Source organism: Xanthomonas sp. WHRI 7945 (assembly GCF_035026585.1).
Genome location: NZ_JAYIQP010000006.1, coordinates 41,326 through 56,694, shown reverse-complemented (window position 1 = coordinate 56,694; position 15,369 = coordinate 41,326). Strand labels below are relative to the sequence as shown.

Sequence of the window (15,369 nt, the reverse complement as noted above, 5' to 3'; positions counted from 1 at the left end):
GGTTGGCGCGCCGCCGCGCGTCAGCGATCCAATCGCCGTGCCAGGGCTTGGCCGAGCCGCACCGGCGTTTCCGCGGTCAGTGCCGGATCGAGCTGCGCCACGCCAGGCGGCAGCAGCACGATGACGGTGGAGCCGTAGTTGAAGCGGGCCGCGCCGCAGTGGATACGGTGCGCCCGTCAGCTTGGCGCGCCGCCGCGCGTCAGCGATCCAACCGCCGCGCCAGCGCCTGGCCGAGCCGGACCGGCGTTTCCGCCGCCAGTGCCGGATCGAGCGTCGCCACGCCCGGTGGCAACAGCACGATCACGGTGGAACCGTAGTTGAAGCGCGCCATCTCCGCGAACCGCTCCAGCACGATGCCCTTGCCGCGCCAGTCCTTGCGGGTGATGCGATCGCCGTAGCGCGGGATCTCCACGCCGTTCCATACCGTTTCCACGCCGGAGACCAGCAGCGCGCCGACCATCACCGAGGCCATCGGGCCGAAGTCGGTGTCGAAATGGCAGACCAGGCGCTCGTTGCGCGCGAACAGCCGCGGCACGGCGCGCACCGCGTCCGGGCCGACGCTGAACAGGCGTCCCGGCACATGCACGGTCTCGCGCAAGGTGCCGGTCCATGGCATGTGCACGCGGTGGTAGTCGCGTGGCGACAGGTACACGGTGGCGTACGCGCCATGGGCGAACGGCGCCGCCGCGGCGTCGTCGCCGAGCAGTTCGGCGGCGGTGAACGACTGGCCTTTGGCCTGGAAGATGCGCCCGTCCTGGATCGGGCCGAGCTGGCTGATGCGCCCGTCGGCCGGCATCAGCAGCGCCTGCGGGTCGGGATCGGCGACGCGCGCGCCGGGCTTCAACGCGCGGGTGAAGAACGCATTGAAGGTCGGATAGGCGCGCGGGTCGGGTTCGGCGGCTTCGGCCAGGTTCACCCCGAAGCGGCGCACCACGGTGTCGATCAGCCATTGCTTCAGGCCCGGCCGCGACGAATACGCCAGGCGCCGCGCCAGCGAGGACAGCAGCCGGTGCGGCAGCACATAGGTCAGCGAGGTCACCAGGCTCACGGCGCGGTCGCCTCGGTCAGCGCCTGCAGGTCGGCGGCGATCGCCGCCGGCTCGAACGGCGGACGGATCAGCCCGGTCTGGCGGCCCTGCGGATCGAGCACGGCGATCGCGGCGGAGTGGTCCATGCTGTAGTCATTGGGGTTCTCCTGGAAACGCGTGCCGGGCACCTTCTGGAACACGAAGCCCAGCGCGGTGGCGAAGCGCTCCAGTTCCGGCACGTCGGCGGTGGCGGCGAGGGTGTCCTTGTGGAAGCCATGCGCGTAGTCGCCCAGCCGCGCCGGGGTGTCGCGCTGCGGATCGACCGAGACGAACAGCACCCGCGGGCGCAGCGTCTCCGGAATCGCTTCCCACTGTTTCTGCGCCCGGGCCAGGTCGGCCAGGGTGGTCGGGCACACGTCCGGGCAGGCGGTGAAGCCCAGGAACACCAGCGTCCAGTGGCCTTTCAGCTCGCCCGGGACCAGCGGCGTGCCGTCGGACTGGCGCAGGTGGAAGTCGGGCAGGGTGCGCGGCTGCGGGTACAGGCGCACCGCGCGCGTCTCTGGCCAGGCCGGGGCGGCGGCGCTGCCGCCGAAATACTTCTGGGCCAGCAGCAAGCCCAGGCCGGCGGCCAGCGCGACCACCAGAACGGTGCCGAAGTTGCGGTTGAACATACTGATTTCCCATGCAACGAACGCTCATGATAGCGGTCGGGCCTCTATAATCGGGGGCCGAATTGCCTTGCCTGTTGCCATGACTGCCGACGCGGCCGCCGAACTCCACACGATCATCGACCTGATCCGCTACGGCACCAGCCGTTTCAACGCCGCCGGGCTGAGCTTCGGCCACAGCTACGACAACGCCCTGGACGAGGCCACGCAGCTGGTGCTGCACGCGCTGCACCTGCCGCACGACCTAGGCCCGGCCTATGGCGGCGCGCGGGTGACTACGCCGGAGAAGGCGCAGGTGCTGGCGCTGTTCGAGCGCCGCATCGCCGAGCGCATCCCCGCCGCCTACCTGACCGGCGAGGCCTGGTTCGCCGGGCTCAGCTTCAAGAGCGACGCGCGTGCGCTGGTGCCGCGCTCGCCGATCGCCGAACTGATCGAAGCCGGCTTCGAGCCGTGGCTGGCCGGGCGCGAAGTGAGCCGCGCGCTGGACCTGTGCACCGGCTCGGGCTGCATCGCCATCGCCATGGGCCACTACAACCCGAACTGGCAGGTGGACGCGGTCGACATCAGCGACGACGCGCTGGCGCTGGCCGCCGAGAACAAGGCGCGGCTGCTGGCCGACAACGTCGAGCTGGTCAAGTCCGACCTGTTCGCCGGGCTGGGTGGGCGCCGCTACGAACTGATCGTCACCAATCCGCCCTACGTCACCCATGCCGAGACCGACGCGCTGCCGCCCGAGTATGCGCACGAGCCGGAACTGGGCCTGCGCGCCGGCGACGACGGCCTGGACCTGGCGCTGAAGATCCTGCGCGACGCGCCGGCGCACCTGAGCGAGGACGGCCTGCTGATCTGCGAAGTCGGCGAATCCGAGCGCGCGCTGGTGCAGTTGCTGCCCGAGGTGGATTTCGCCTGGGTCGAGTTCAAGGTCGGGCAGATGGGTATCTTCGCGGTGGAAGCCAGCGAACTGGTCGCGCACCACGCGCGCATCGCCGAACTGGCCGCTGGCCGGTGAGCCGGCGGCCATGAGCGCGAACAGCTTCGGCACCCTGCTGACCGTCACCACCTTCGGCGAATCGCACGGGCCGGCGATCGGCTGCGTGGTCGACGGCTGCCCGCCGGGACTGGAGATCGACGCGAGCGAATTCGCCCACGACCTGCAACGCCGCGCCACCGGCAAGAGCCGCCACACCTCGGCGCGGCGCGAGGCCGACGAGATCGAGATCCTGTCCGGCGTCTACGAAGGCCGCACCACCGGCACTCCGATCGGCCTGCTGATCCGCAACACCGACCAGCGCAGCAAGGATTACACCGACATCGCCCGCCAGTTCCGCCCGGGCCATGCCGACTACAGCTACTGGCAGAAGTACGGCATCCGCGATCCGCGCGGCGGCGGCCGTTCCTCGGCGCGCGAGACCACGATGCGCGTGGCCGCTGGCGTCATCGCCAAGAAGTGGCTGGCGCAGCGCTACGGCGTGCGCGTGCGCGGCTACCTGTCGCAGCTCGGGCCGGTCCTGCCGCAGGGCTTCGCCTGGGACGCGGTGGAAGACAACGCGTTCTTCTGGCCGCACGCGGCGCAGGTGCCGGAGCTGGAACGCTACATGGACGCGCTGCGCAAGTCCGGCGATTCGATCGGCGCCAAGGTCACCGTGGTCGCCGACGGCGTGCCGCCGGGCTGGGGCGAGCCGATCTACGGCAAGCTCGACGGCGAACTGGCCGCGGCGCTGATGAGCATCAACGCGGTCAAGGGCGTGGAGATCGGCGACGGCTTCGCCGCGGTGACCCAGAAGGGCACCGAGCACCGCGACCTGATCGCGCCGGACGGCTTCCAGTCCAACCACGCCGGCGGCGTGCTCGGCGGCATCGCCACCGGCCAGCCGATCGTCGCCTCGCTGGCGTTCAAGCCCACCTCCAGCCTGCGCCTGCCCGGCGCCACGGTGGACGTGGACGGGCAGGCGGTGGATGTCATCACCACCGGCCGCCACGACCCCTGCGTGGGCATCCGCGCCACCCCGATCGCCGAGGCGATGGTGGCGCTGGTGCTGATGGACCAGGCGCTGCGCCATCGCGCGCAGTGCGGCGATGTCGGCAGCGTCACCCCGCTGGTTCCGGGCGGTGGCGATGGCTGAGTCGCGGCCGCGGGTGTGGGTCAGCCAGCCGCTGTTCGACGATGTCGTCGCACGGCTCGGCGAACATTGCGCGCTGACCACCACCGCGGACGTGACCAAGTATTCGCAGCAGGAGCTGGCCGCGGCGCTGGCGCCGCTGGACGGCGCGCTGGTGACGCTCAACGAGCGCATCGGCGCTGCCGAAATCGCCGGTGCGCCGCGCTTGCGCGCGATCGCCAACGTCGGCGTCGGCTACAACAACCTCGACCTGGACGCGCTCAGCGCGGCCGGCATCGTCGCCAGCAACACCCCCGACGTGCTCACCGAGACCACCGCCGATCTCGGCTTCGCGCTGCTGATGGCCGCGGCGCGGCGCATCACCGAATCCGAGCGCTGGCTGCGCGACGGGCAGTGGCAGCAGTGGTCGTTCCAGACCATGCTCGGCGCCGACGTGCACGGCAGCACCCTGGGCATCCTCGGCATGGGCCGCATCGGCCAGGCCATCGCGCGCCGCGCCGCCGGCTTCTCGATGCGCGTGCTGTACCACAACCGCAGCCGCCTGCCGGCCGAGGTGGAGCGCGCGCACGCCGCCGAGTACGTCGGTTTCGACGAACTGCTGGCGCGCGCCGATCACCTGCTGCTGGTGTTGCCGTATTCCCCGCAGTCGCACCACCTCCTCGACGCCGCCGCGCTGGCGCAGATGAAGCCGACCGCGACGCTGGTCAACATCGCCCGCGGCGGCCTGATCGACGAACTGGCGCTGGCCGACGCGCTCGCGCACGGGCGCCTGGCCGCGACCGGGCTGGACGTGTACGAAGGCGAGCCGGCCGTACGCCCGGAGCTGCTGGCGCTGCGCAACGTGGTGCTGACCCCGCACATCGGCAGCGCCAGCGCAGCCACCCGCCGCGCGATGGTGGCGCTGGCGGTGGACAACCTGCTGGCCGCGCTGGGCTTCGGCGCCGACGCCGGGCGCCCGCCGAATGCGTTGAACCTGGAGGCGATCGCTGGCGCCGGCACTGGCGACGGCAAGATCGCGAGCAAAAAACGATAGGGAACCTCCGGCGACCTGAGCGGCGCGCTCGGGAGGTTCCCCGAATCCAGCTGGCACTGCGGCTGTTCCCCCTTTCTCCTACTCGATCGAACAATCTCCCATGAGCAACGAATCCCGTCGTTTCAACGTCGCCGTCGTCGGCGCCACCGGCGCCGTCGGCGAAACCATGCTGAACATCCTCGCCGAGCGCGATTTTCCCATCGCCACCCTGTACCCGCTGGCCTCCGAGCGCTCGGCCGGCGGCCAGGTCGAGTTCAAGGGCCAGAAGGTCACCGTGCTCGACCTGGCCAGCTTCGACCCGACCGGCGTGGACATCGCGCTGTTCTCCGCCGGTGGCGGCATCTCCAAGGAATACGCGCCGAAGTTCGCCGCCGCCGGCGCGGTGGTGATCGACAATTCCTCCGCGTTCCGCTACGACGACGACGTGCCGCTGGTGGTATCGGAAGTGAACCCGGAGGCGCTGAAGCAGCGTCCGCGCGGCATCGTCGCCAATCCCAACTGCTCGACCATGCAGATGCTGGTGGCGCTGGCGCCGCTGCACCGCGAATACAACATCGAGCGGATCAACGTGGCGACCTACCAGTCGGTGTCCGGCGGCGGCCGTTCGGCGCTGGAAGAACTGGGCAAGCAGACCGGCCAGTTGCTCAACTTCCAGGCCATCGATCCGCAGCGCTTCCCGGTGCAGATCGCGTTCAACCTGATCCCACACATCGACGATTTCCTCGAAAACGGCTTCACCAAGGAAGAGATGAAGCTGGTCTGGGAGACGCGCAAGATCCTCGGCGACGACACCATCCAGGTGAACCCGACCGCGGTGCGCGTGCCGGTGTTCTACGGCCACTCCGAAGCGGTGGCGATCGAGACCACGCGCAAGGTCAGCGCCGAGCAGGCGCGCGCGCTGCTGGCCGCCGCGCCCGGCGTGGAAGTGGTCGACGAGCGCAAGCCCGGCGGTTATCCGACCCCGGTGACCCACGCGTCCGGCAACGACGCGGTCTACGTCGGCCGCATCCGCGAGGACATCTCGCATCCGCGCGGCCTCAACCTGTGGATCGTCTCCGACAACATCCGCAAGGGCGCCGCACTCAACGCGGTGCAGCTGGCCGAGCTGGTGGCGCAGGAAGGCTAAGCGATGCCCCCCTCTCCCATTGGGAGAGGGGCAGGGGCAGGGGCAGGGTACGGGGTACGGGGTACGGGGCGAAGCCCTCGCACTGTTTCGGTCTCATGAGGCTTCGCCCGTACCCTCATCCGCCCCTTCGGGGCACCTTCTCCCGGTGGGAGAAGGGAAGGGTGCCCGAGCGCGCAGCACAACAAGCGAAGCCGAGACTCCCCTCTCCCTTCGGGAGAGGGGTCGGGGGTGAGGGTACGGGGCGAAGCCCTCGCACTGTTTCGATTCCATGAGGCTTCGCCCGTACCCTCATCCGCCCCTTCGGGGCACCTTCTCCCGCTGGGAGAAGGGAGTAAGGCGGCGCGTCACTGCACAGGCTCCGTCGCACAGCCGCGTAGACGAACGCCACAATCCAAAGGGCAACGGCTATATTGCACGCCATGACACCAAGGGCAGGGGCGTGATGCGCCTACAACCACGCTTCTTCCGCCGCCGCCGCCATGGCGGCGACGGCACTTCCATTGCATTCGGACCGCGCCGCGGCTGGCGCGCAGCGTGCGCGCTGCTGTTGCTGGCCTGCAGCCAGGCCGCGCTGGCCCTGGGGCTCGGCGACATCCGCGTGCTGTCCAAGCCGGGCGAGCCGTTCCTGGCCGAGATCCCGGTGATTTCCAACGAGCCCGGCGAACTGGAGAACGCGCGCGTGGCGCTGGCCTCGCCGGCGACCTTCGCCCGGGTCGGGCTGCAGCGGCCGGACGGCCTGGTCGGCGACCTGCAGTTCCGTTTCGCCCAGACCAACCAGGGCCGCGCGGTGATCCGCGTCAGCAGCCGGATGCCGGTCGAGGTGCCGTCGCTGAGCTTCCTGATCGAAGTCGATTGGGGCCAGGGCCGGTTGATCCGCGAATATTCTGCCCTGGTCGACGCGCCCAACACCGCCGCGGCGATCGATGCGCCGGCGATCGACGCGCCGGCGGCCGCGGTGCCGTCCGACCGCATCGTCCGCAGCGAACCGTTGCCGGCGCCGACGCCGGCCGCCAGCACGCCGACGCCGCCACCGGCACTGCCTGCCGCACCCGCCGCGCCGGTGCGCAGCGCGCCGGCCCCGGTCGCCGCACCCGGCGACGCGCTGGCCCCGGTGCAGCGCGGACAGACCTTGTCGCAGATCGCCGGGCAGTTGGCGCGCGGCAGCGGCCATTCGCTGGACCAGACCATGGTCGCGCTGCTGCGCGCCAATCCGGATGCATTCATCCGCGGCAACGTCAACCTGCTCAAGCAGGGCGCGGTGCTGCGCACGCCGCGCCAGGAGGAACTGGCCGGCCTCGATGCTGCCGCCGCCACGGCCATCGTCCGCGAGCAGGCCGCGCAGTGGCGCCAGGCGCGCGCGCCGGTGCCGCAACCGGCGCAGGCGCAGCAGGCCGATGCCGCCGCGCCGGCCGCCGCCAAATCGGCGGCCGCCGCGACCGCTACTGCGGCATCGGGCGCACGCCTGGAAATCGCGCCGGCGGTGCCGGCGCAACGCGACAACGCGGGAACCAAGTCCGGCACCGGTGCCGGCGACGAGGGAGACATGGTGGCGACTCAACAATTGCAGCAGGCGCGCGAAGACCTCGCGGCACGCGATGCCGAGGTCCAGGAACTGCGCTCGCGGGTCGAGCAGCTGGAAAAGCTCAAGGCCCAGCAGCAGCAACTGATCGCGCTGAAGGACAGCGACCTGGCCGCGGCGCAGAAGCGCCTGGGCCAGGCCGGGCAGACCCAGGCCCAGGCGCAACCCGCGCCGACGCCGGCGTCCAACGGCTGGCCGCTGTGGCTGTGGGGCGGGCTGGCGCTGCTGGTGCTGGGCATCGGTGCGCTGCTGCTGTCGCGCCGGCGCAAGCCCTCGCCTTTGCCGCCACTGCCGCGGCATGGCTACGACACGGCGGAACTGGCCGCGGCGGTGCCGGTGGTCGCGCATCGCGAGGTGGACGCGCCGGACCTGCCGCCGCTGGACGAACACGCGCGCGACGCGGCCGAAGACGACGCGGACGCGGACCGGACCTATCAGGATCCGGCCTACCAGGACCAGGCGTTCGAGCGCGAACTGGCCGGCCATGCGCAGCGCCACGACGACGCGGACGACATGCCGGCAACGCAGCGTCCGTACGTCGCGCCGCATTCCGACCTCGAGGCCGCGCCTGCGCCGCAGGCATCGCCCGACGCCGACGAACCATGGCGGCAGCCGCCGCCGGTGCTGGCGCCGACGCCGGTCGCCGCCGCGGCGGCACGCCACGAACCGACCTGGCACCAAGAGGAGTTGCCGGCGACCGCCGAACCGATCGCCGAGCCGGCGCCGGCCTATCCGCCGATCGGCCGCGAACGCCTGGAGCTGGCGGTGGCGTACATGGACCTGGGCGACAACGAGACCGCGCGCACCCTGCTGACCGAAGTGGCGGCCGGCGGCGATCCGGCGGCACGTGCCGAGGCCCTGCAACTGCTGGGGCGCCTGGGCTGAGACCCGCGGACGGCGTGCGGCGGCTGCGCCGCCGCCGTCCTGCTTCGACAGGGAATGCGACGATGCGCGAACACCTCCTCGACAGGACGCTGCCGGTGGCACGCAGCGCAAGCTCCCGGCCGGCGGCGCGTTGCCTGGCCAAAGCCGGTCGCATGCGCGATGTCGGCGCTGCCGGCCGACCGGCTGGCATCTCCATGCCGCTGCCGCACCTGCGAACGGCCAGCGCTCCCGCCGCTCGGCAGCGCATGCCGCAGCGGCATCGCGCACGCCACAGCGCAGCGCCCTGGCCGCTCGCATCCGCGCCGCACGTAGTGTCGGAGTAGGTCGCCATGCGCTATGCGTTGGGCGTGGAATACGATGGCAGCGAGTTCCAGGGCTGGCAGCAGCTCGGCGAATCGGGTGGGCCGAGCGTGCAGGCGGCGCTGCAGGCGGCGTTGTCGTCGGTGGCCGATACGCCGGTGAGCGTGGTCTGCGCCGGACGCACCGACGCCGGCGTGCACGGCGAATGCCAGGTCGTGCATTTCGATTGCGATGCGCCGCGTGCGCCGCGCGGCTGGATGCTCGGCGCCACCGCACGGCTGCCGGCCTCGGTGTGCGTGCGCTGGTGCGTGCCGGCGGCGGACGATTTCCACGCGCGCTTCTCCGCGCGCGCGCGGCGCTACCGCTACCGCCTGCTCAACCGCCAGGTGCGCCCGGCGCTGTACCGGCAGACGCTGAGCTGGGAACGGCGGCCGCTGCAGGCCGAGGCGATGCACGCCGCGGCGCAGGCGCTGCTGGGCGAGCAGGACTTCAGCGCGTTCCGCAGCATCCAGTGCCAGGCGCTGCATGCGCGCCGCGAGCTGCAGTCGATCGCGGTGACCCGGATCGGCGAGGTCGTCGAGGTCCAGGTCCAGGCCAATGCATTCCTTCATCACATGGTGCGCAATATCGTGGGGTCCTTAATCTTGGTAGGAACAGGCGACAAGCCGGTTTCCTGGATCGGCGAACTGCTTGCCGGGCGCGACCGCAGCGTCGCCGGCCCGACCGCGCCGCCCCAGGGATTGGTGTTCGTCGGTCCCCTCTACCCCGACATCTGGAAGCTACCGGCCGAGGTCACCCTATGAATCGAACCCTGTATCGCACCCGCATCAAGTTCTGCGGCATGACCCGCGCCGGCGACATCCGCCTGGCGGGCGAACTTGGGGTGGATTCGGTGGGATTCATCTTCGCGCACGGCAGCCCGCGGCGGGTCGCCCCGGCCGAAGCCCGCGCGATGCGCCAGGCCGCCTCGCCGATGGTGGACGTGGTCGCGCTGTTCCGCGACAACCCTAAGGACGAAGTGCGCGAAGTGCTGCGCACGGTGCGGCCGACCCTGCTGCAGTTCCATGGCGACGAGGACGACGGCTTCTGCCGCGGCTTCAACCTGCCGTACCTGAAAGCGGTGCCGATGGGCGGCAGCGACATCAACGCCCGCACCTTGCAGCTGCAGTACCCGAACGCGGCCGGCTTCCTGTTCGACAGCCACGCCCCGGGCGAGGGCGGCGGCTCCGGCAAGACCTTCGACTGGACGCGCCTGCCGACCGGCCTGCACCGGCCGTTCCTGCTTGCCGGCGGCATCACCGCCGACAACGTGTTCGACGCGATCGTGGCGACGCTGCCCTGGGGCATCGACGTCTCCAGCGGCATCGAGAGTCAGCCAGGGATCAAGGACGGCCACAAGATGCGCAAGTTCGTCGAGGAAGTGCGCCGCGCCGACTGCCATGAGTTGAACACCAACTGTTGAATGGATGCGCGTGGGTCTTGGAATTTTTTACGCGCGCGTCCGCTGAAACTTTGGTGGCAAGCTGTAGGTTCTTGCACGCTATAGGAAACGCTTCAGCTGAGATGCGTTCCCGCTACAGCCCGGTCGTGGCTATGCAGTGCGGAGTTTGGGCGCAGCGCGCAGCGTCGAAGCAATCTTCACGGCTGTTTGCGCGTTCGCGCAATCGCCTTCATGTCCATCGACAGCGCTACGGCACGCGATGTGATGCCGCTTGTCGTGCTGCGACGACACGGTTGCATTGCACGCCGCCAGGCACTTGGTTGCCTTGGCCGGCGATGTCGCGCCACCTGCGTGGCACATGCAGTCGGCGCGACGACATGCACAGGTTCCCACTTGATTTTTCCGTGGCTGGTTGACGCTCAAACGGTTCGAGCACCATGCCCGGATCTGGCCGTTCGTTGCGGTGGAGGGAACCGCGCGTGTGGATCAACGCAACTGCATGCGCAGCCACGCGGCCAGCGCGGCGATGCGCGGATCCTCGCGTCCGCTCGGCGCACACAGCGCCCATTGCCCGCCAGTCTCGGCGAAGCCCCACGGCGCCAGCAGGCGTCCGTTGGCCAGGTCGTCGGCGACCAGCGGCTGCGGTGCGATCGCCACGCCGATGCCGGCCAGCGCGGCTTCGAGCAGGTAGTACAGGTGCTCGAACCCGGTGCCGTAGTGCAGTGCGGTGGCGTCCACGCCATGCGCCTGCGCCCACGCCGGCCACGCCTGCGGGCGCGAGGCGGTGTGCAGCAGCGGCTGCTGCAGCAACGCCGACGGCGGGCTCGCCGCTAATGCCTGTGCCTGCGGCAGCGCGGGGCTGAGCACCGGGCCGATCCGCTCCGGCGCCAGCACGTGCACCTGCCAGCCGTCCGGCCATGGCGCCTGGCCGAGCAGCAGGGCGGCGTCCAGCCCGTCCAGGTCGGCGGCGAAGTCGCCCTCGTGCGCGGACAGGTGCAGGGTCAGTTCGGGCAGGTCGCGCTGCAGCGCCTGCAACCGCGGAATCATCCAGCGTGCCAGGATGCTGCCCGGGCAGCCCAGCACCAGGGCACTGGCGCGCGCGGGACGGCGCAGCTCGGCCACGGCGTCCTGCAGTTGCGCGAAGGCGCCGCCGGCCGCGTCGCGCAGCCGCTCGCCGGCCGCGGTCGGGCGGATGCCGCGCCCTTCGCGCTGCAGCAGCGCCAGCCCCAATTCCTCCTCCAGCAGCCGGATCTGGCGGCTGACCGCGCCGTGGGTGACGTGCAGCTCGGCCGCCGCGGCGCCGACGCTGCGCAGCCGCGCGGCGGCCTCGAACGCGCGTAGCGCGTTCAGCGAGGGCAGGCGGCGCAGATTGGACATGTGAGATTTCCTGACGGATACCTTCAGACTTTATCGGTTTTTGCCGGGCGACGCGTGCGCTAAAGTGCGGGCCTGTCCTGCTGCCTGCGATCACCATGTCCTCCGTCCCCATCAGCGACTTCCACGCCTATCCCGACGCCAGTGGCCACTTCGGCCGCTACGGCGGCCGCTTCGTCGCCGAGACCCTGATCGGGCCGCTGCAGGAACTGGCCGCCGCCTACGACCAGGCGCGCCAGGATCCGGCCTTCATCGCCGAGTACGACAAGGACCTCAAGCACTACGTCGGCCGCCCCAGCCCGATCTACCACGCCGAGCGGCTCAGCCGCGAAGTGGGCGGGGCGCAGATCCTGCTCAAGCGCGAGGACCTGAACCACACCGGCGCGCACAAGATCAACAACACCATCGGCCAAGCGCTGCTGGCCAGCCGCATGGGCAAGACCCGCATCATCGCCGAGACCGGCGCCGGCCAGCACGGCGTGGCCAGCGCCACGGTGGCCGCGCGGCTGGGCCTGGAGTGCGTGGTGTACATGGGCGCCACCGACATCGAGCGGCAGAAGATCAACGTCTACCGGATGCAGTTGCTCGGCGCCAGGGTGGTGCCGGTGACCTCCGGCTCGGCCACGCTCAAGGACGCGCTGAACGAGGCGATGCGCGACTGGGTGACCAATGTGCAGGACACCTTCTACATCATCGGCACCGTCGCCGGGCCCGATCCGTATCCGCGCATGGTGCGCGACTTCAACGCCATCGTCGGCCGCGAAGCGCGCGCGCAGATGCTGGAAGACTACGGCCGCCTGCCGGATGCGATCAGCGCCTGCGTCGGCGGCGGCAGCAACGCCATCGGCCTGTTCCATGCCTTCCTCAACGATGCCGGGGTGAAGATCTACGGCGCCGAAGCGGCCGGCGACGGCATCGCCACCGGCCGCCACGCCGCCTCGATCGCCGCCGGCCGCCCGGGCGTGCTGCATGGCAACCGCACCTACGTGATCTGCGACGACGACGGCCAGATCACCGAGACCCATTCGGTGTCCGCCGGCCTGGACTATCCCGGCGTCGGCCCCGAGCACGCGTTCCTGTCCGACAGCGGCCGCGCGGTCTACCAGGGCATCACCGACGACGAGGCGCTGGCCGCGTTCCACCTCCTGGCGCACACCGAGGGCATCCTGGCCGCGCTGGAATCCAGCCACGCGGTGGCGCAGTCGATCAAGCTGGCGCGCGACCTGCCGAAGGACGCGCTGGTGCTGTGCAATCTGTCCGGTCGTGGCGACAAGGACGTGCACACCATCGCCGCGCGCGACGGCATGCGGATCTGAGCGATGCGCTGGGTACGCGCGACGCTGATTGCCGAGATCGACGCGCCGGGCGAGCAGGACCTGCTGCTCGACTGGCTGGATCGCTGGCGCGGCGACCTGCGTGCCTGTTCCGAAAACACCGGTTGCGGTTGCTGCGTGGATAGCTTCGATGTGGAAGCGCCGGAGCAGGCGCTGGCGGAACTGCCGCGGCACATGCTGGTCTGCAGCGCATGGCCCGATTCGCCGCCGACCGATTGATCCTCACCATTGCCTGGACCCCTCATGCGCCGCATCGACCAAACCTTCGCCCGCCTGCGCACGCAATCGCGCAAGGCGCTGATTCCCTTTCTCACCGCCGGCGATCCGTCGCTGGAGGCGACAGTGCCGGCGATGCATGCGCTGGTCGAGGCCGGCGCCGACGTGATCGAGCTCGGTGTGCCGTTCTCCGATCCGATGGCCGACGGCCCCACCATCCAGCGCAGTTCCGAGCGCGCGCTGGCGCGCGGCGCCGGCCTGGCCTACGTGTTGGAAACGGTCAGCGCGTTCCGCCGCGACGATGCGACCACGCCGGTGGTGCTGATGGGCTACCTCAATCCGGTCGAGATCCACGGCACCGCGCGTTTCGCCGACGAGGCGGTGGCCGCCGGCGTGGACGGCGTGCTGCTGGTCGACCTGCCGCCGGAAGAATCGGCCGAGACCCTGGCGATCTTCACCGCGGCCGGCCTGGACCTGATCGTGCTGGCGTCGCCGACCACCAGCGACGCACGCATCGGCCTGTTGTGCGATGCCGCGCGCGGTTACCTGTACTACGTCAGCTTCGCCGGTGTGACCGGCGCCGACCACCTCGACACCCGCGCCGCCGGCGATCGCCTGCGCCAGCTGCGCGCGCGCTCGACGGTGCCGGTGGTGGCCGGGTTCGGGATCAAGGACGCCGCCAGCGCCAAGGCCATGGCGGTGGACGCCGACGGGGTGGTGGTCGGCAGCGCGCTGGTCGCGGCGCTGGCCGAGGCGACCAACACAGAGGCGGTGCGCGAACGCGCGCTGGCGTTCCTGGCGCCGCTGCGGCAGGCGCTGGACCAGGGCTGAGGGCGCGTATCCGCCGGCGGTTGGTGCTGCCTGGCGGTAAGAGCGGCAGCTGTTTGCGGTAGCAGCTCGGCTGCGGATTTAGGGACAAGGGTGGGCTGCGTGGCTTGGCCCGTCCTTCGCCGTTGCGCTCGCATCTCGGCTTGGCCAGCATCCATGGCCGGGCGCTTCACGGCATGCGCGCCAGTGGCGCGCATGTCGTGCCCGCCCGCTCCGCCCGTAGCGGGGAGGCACGGCTCCTCTGACATGCGAGGCGATTGCGCGCCGGCGACGGGCAGTGATGTTGCGGTGCGTCAACTGACGTGGCGCTGCGGCCCGCTTGATCTCGTTGCGGCGCGATATCTAGCGGCGCGCTAGACTGTCGCCCCTTGGCGGCCCGGTGGGCCGCGCGACTGGATCGTCATTCCGCATGAGTTGGCTCAGCAAATTGATGCCCTCCGGCATCCGCACCGATAGCACGCCCAGCAAGAAGCGCAGCGTCCCCGAAGGCCTGTGGGAGAAATGCCCCAACTGCAGCGCCGTGCTGTACCGGCCGGAGCTGGAGGAGAACCTGGAGGTGTGCCCGAAGTGCGGCCACCACATGGCGATCCGCGCGCGCGCGCGGCTGGCGGCGCTGTTCGACCCGGACACCACGCCGACCGAGATCGGCGCGCGTCTGGGCCCGACCGACGCGCTGAAGTTCAAGGACCAGAAGAAGTACAGCGAACGCATCAAGATCTCGCAGAAGAGCACCGGCGAGTACGACGCGCTGATCGCGATGCAGGGCCTGCTCAAGGCGCAGCCGCTGGTCGCCGCCTCGTTCGACTTCGCCTTCATGGGCGGCTCGATGGGCTCGGTGGTCGGCGAGCGCTTCGCGCTGGCTGCGGAGACCGCGCTGCAGATCGGCGCGCCGTTCGTGTGCTTCTCCGCCAGCGGCGGCGCGCGCATGCAGGAAGGCCTGTTGTCGCTGATGCAGATGGCCAAGACCTCGGCCGCGCTCGGGCGCCTGCGCGAGGCCGGCCTGCCGTACGTGTCGGTGCTGACCCACCCGACCACCGGTGGCGTCTCGGCCAGCTTCGCGATGCTCGGCGACATCAACATCGCCGAACCGCACGCGCTGATCGGCTTCGCCGGCCCGCGGGTGATCGAGCAGACCGTGCGCGAGACCCTGCCGGAAGGCTTCCAGCGCTCGGAGTTCCTGCTCGAGCACGGCGCCATCGACCAGATCTGCGACCGCCGCGAACTGCGCGACCGCCTGTCCGAACTGCTGGCGATGATGATGCGGCAGCCGGCGCCGGCGAAGACCGAGGTGGTGGCGTGATGGTGGCGGTGGCGGTGGCGGTGACGGGACCGGGGACCGGGGACCGGGGACCCGGGAAAAGCAGGGGGCTGCGCGTCCTGTCTGCTTCGTCTGGTTGCCGGCAGTTGTACAGCCAGCACCGCTCTGGCTTCGGCTTTT

14 protein-coding genes and 1 pseudogene are annotated in these 15,369 nt (G+C 70.6%); 11 read left to right on the top strand and 4 right to left on the bottom strand.

Annotated features, from left to right (window positions below; all coding sequences use genetic code 11):
• Positions 1–20: 20 nt before the first annotated feature.
• The 3 genes and pseudogenes from VDQ83_RS06775 to VDQ83_RS06765 form a co-directional block, all read right to left on the bottom strand.
• Positions 21–149 (bottom strand): annotated as a pseudogene (locus tag VDQ83_RS06775) (archaetidylserine decarboxylase); the annotation flags it as partial.
• 50 nt (positions 150–199) lie between these two features.
• Positions 200–1,048 carry an archaetidylserine decarboxylase gene (gene asd / locus VDQ83_RS06770; RefSeq protein WP_455434322.1) on the bottom strand — a complete coding sequence of 283 codons (849 nt, stop codon included), beginning with the start codon at positions 1,046–1,048 and terminating at the stop codon, positions 200–202.
• Positions 1,045–1,698, bottom strand: coding sequence for an SCO family protein (locus VDQ83_RS06765; protein WP_455434321.1), 654 nt, complete (start codon positions 1,696–1,698; stop codon positions 1,045–1,047). Before VDQ83_RS06765 ends, asd begins: the two co-directional genes overlap by 4 nt.
• 79 nt (positions 1,699–1,777) lie before the next feature.
• Between VDQ83_RS06765 and prmB the strand changes: the two genes are divergently transcribed.
• From prmB to VDQ83_RS06730, 7 genes are all read left to right on the top strand, one after another.
• On the top strand, positions 1,778–2,704 hold the full coding sequence (prmB, locus tag VDQ83_RS06760) for a 50S ribosomal protein L3 N(5)-glutamine methyltransferase (protein ID WP_455434320.1): 927 nt from the start codon (positions 1,778–1,780) through the stop codon (positions 2,702–2,704).
• Positions 2,705–2,714: 10 nt separating this feature from the next.
• Positions 2,715–3,818 (top strand): chorismate synthase, encoded by a 1,104-nt coding sequence (aroC, locus tag VDQ83_RS06755; RefSeq protein ID WP_455434319.1) that lies wholly within the window; start codon positions 2,715–2,717, stop codon positions 3,816–3,818.
• On the top strand, positions 3,811–4,848 hold the full coding sequence (locus VDQ83_RS06750) for a 2-hydroxyacid dehydrogenase (protein WP_455434318.1): 1,038 nt from the start codon (positions 3,811–3,813) through the stop codon (positions 4,846–4,848). The genes aroC and VDQ83_RS06750 overlap by 8 nt, the downstream gene beginning before the upstream one ends.
• 100 nt (positions 4,849–4,948) lie before the next feature.
• A complete protein-coding gene (locus VDQ83_RS06745) occupies positions 4,949–5,974 on the top strand; it encodes an aspartate-semialdehyde dehydrogenase (protein WP_455434317.1) in 1,026 nt (341 codons plus the stop codon).
• 442 nt (positions 5,975–6,416) lie between these two features.
• Entirely contained in the window at positions 6,417–8,438 is a 2,022-nt protein-coding gene (locus VDQ83_RS06740) for a FimV/HubP family polar landmark protein (RefSeq protein WP_455434316.1), read from the top strand.
• Positions 8,439–8,767: 329 nt separating this feature from the next.
• Positions 8,768–9,541: a tRNA pseudouridine(38-40) synthase TruA gene (truA, locus tag VDQ83_RS06735; RefSeq protein WP_263397856.1), complete on the top strand. Its 774-nt coding sequence runs from the start codon at positions 8,768–8,770 to the stop codon at positions 9,539–9,541.
• Entirely contained in the window at positions 9,538–10,200 is a 663-nt protein-coding gene (locus VDQ83_RS06730) for a phosphoribosylanthranilate isomerase (protein ID WP_455434315.1), read from the top strand. Before truA ends, VDQ83_RS06730 begins: the two co-directional genes overlap by 4 nt.
• 465 nt (positions 10,201–10,665) lie before the next feature.
• On the opposite strand, the gene VDQ83_RS06725 is transcribed toward VDQ83_RS06730, so the two are convergent.
• Positions 10,666–11,556 carry a LysR family transcriptional regulator gene (locus VDQ83_RS06725; RefSeq protein WP_455434314.1) on the bottom strand — a complete coding sequence of 297 codons (891 nt, stop codon included), beginning with the start codon at positions 11,554–11,556 and terminating at the stop codon, positions 10,666–10,668.
• A 95-nt stretch (positions 11,557–11,651) separates the two neighbouring features.
• Here VDQ83_RS06725 and trpB point away from each other — a divergent pair, with 95 nt between their 5' ends.
• The 4 genes from trpB to accD all read left to right on the top strand — a co-directional run bounded on the left by trpB (position 11,652) and on the right by accD (position 15,231).
• Positions 11,652–12,869: a tryptophan synthase subunit beta gene (trpB, locus tag VDQ83_RS06720; protein WP_455434313.1), complete on the top strand. Its 1,218-nt coding sequence runs from the start codon at positions 11,652–11,654 to the stop codon at positions 12,867–12,869.
• Positions 12,870–12,872: 3 nt separating this feature from the next.
• Positions 12,873–13,106: a hypothetical protein gene (locus VDQ83_RS06715; protein ID WP_455434312.1), complete on the top strand. Its 234-nt coding sequence runs from the start codon at positions 12,873–12,875 to the stop codon at positions 13,104–13,106.
• Positions 13,107–13,130: 24 nt separating this feature from the next.
• The gene (gene trpA, locus VDQ83_RS06710) at positions 13,131–13,934 is read left to right on the top strand and encodes a tryptophan synthase subunit alpha (RefSeq protein WP_455434311.1); all 804 of its coding nucleotides are present in this window, start codon (positions 13,131–13,133) and stop codon (positions 13,932–13,934) included.
• 406 nt (positions 13,935–14,340) lie between these two features.
• A complete protein-coding gene (accD, locus tag VDQ83_RS06705) occupies positions 14,341–15,231 on the top strand; it encodes an acetyl-CoA carboxylase, carboxyltransferase subunit beta (protein WP_455434310.1) in 891 nt (296 codons plus the stop codon).
• The last annotated feature ends 138 nt before the right edge of the window (positions 15,232–15,369 follow it).

Coding starts and splice junctions, on each gene's coding strand:
- VDQ83_RS06765 (WP_455434321.1), bottom strand. CDS start 1,698: ATGTTCAACCGCAACTTCGGCACCGTTCTGGTGGTCGCGCTGGCCGCC.
- prmB (WP_455434320.1), top strand. CDS start 1,778: ATGACTGCCGACGCGGCCGCCGAACTCCACACGATCATCGACCTGATC.
- aroC (WP_455434319.1), top strand. CDS start 2,715: ATGAGCGCGAACAGCTTCGGCACCCTGCTGACCGTCACCACCTTCGGC.
- VDQ83_RS06750 (WP_455434318.1), top strand. CDS start 3,811: ATGGCTGAGTCGCGGCCGCGGGTGTGGGTCAGCCAGCCGCTGTTCGAC.
- VDQ83_RS06745 (WP_455434317.1), top strand. CDS start 4,949: ATGAGCAACGAATCCCGTCGTTTCAACGTCGCCGTCGTCGGCGCCACC.
- VDQ83_RS06740 (WP_455434316.1), top strand. CDS start 6,417: ATGCGCCTACAACCACGCTTCTTCCGCCGCCGCCGCCATGGCGGCGAC.
- truA (WP_263397856.1), top strand. CDS start 8,768: ATGCGCTATGCGTTGGGCGTGGAATACGATGGCAGCGAGTTCCAGGGC.
- VDQ83_RS06730 (WP_455434315.1), top strand. CDS start 9,538: ATGAATCGAACCCTGTATCGCACCCGCATCAAGTTCTGCGGCATGACC.
- VDQ83_RS06725 (WP_455434314.1), bottom strand. CDS start 11,556: ATGTCCAATCTGCGCCGCCTGCCCTCGCTGAACGCGCTACGCGCGTTC.
- trpB (WP_455434313.1), top strand. CDS start 11,652: ATGTCCTCCGTCCCCATCAGCGACTTCCACGCCTATCCCGACGCCAGT.
- VDQ83_RS06715 (WP_455434312.1), top strand. CDS start 12,873: ATGCGCTGGGTACGCGCGACGCTGATTGCCGAGATCGACGCGCCGGGC.
- trpA (WP_455434311.1), top strand. CDS start 13,131: ATGCGCCGCATCGACCAAACCTTCGCCCGCCTGCGCACGCAATCGCGC.
- accD (WP_455434310.1), top strand. CDS start 14,341: ATGAGTTGGCTCAGCAAATTGATGCCCTCCGGCATCCGCACCGATAGC.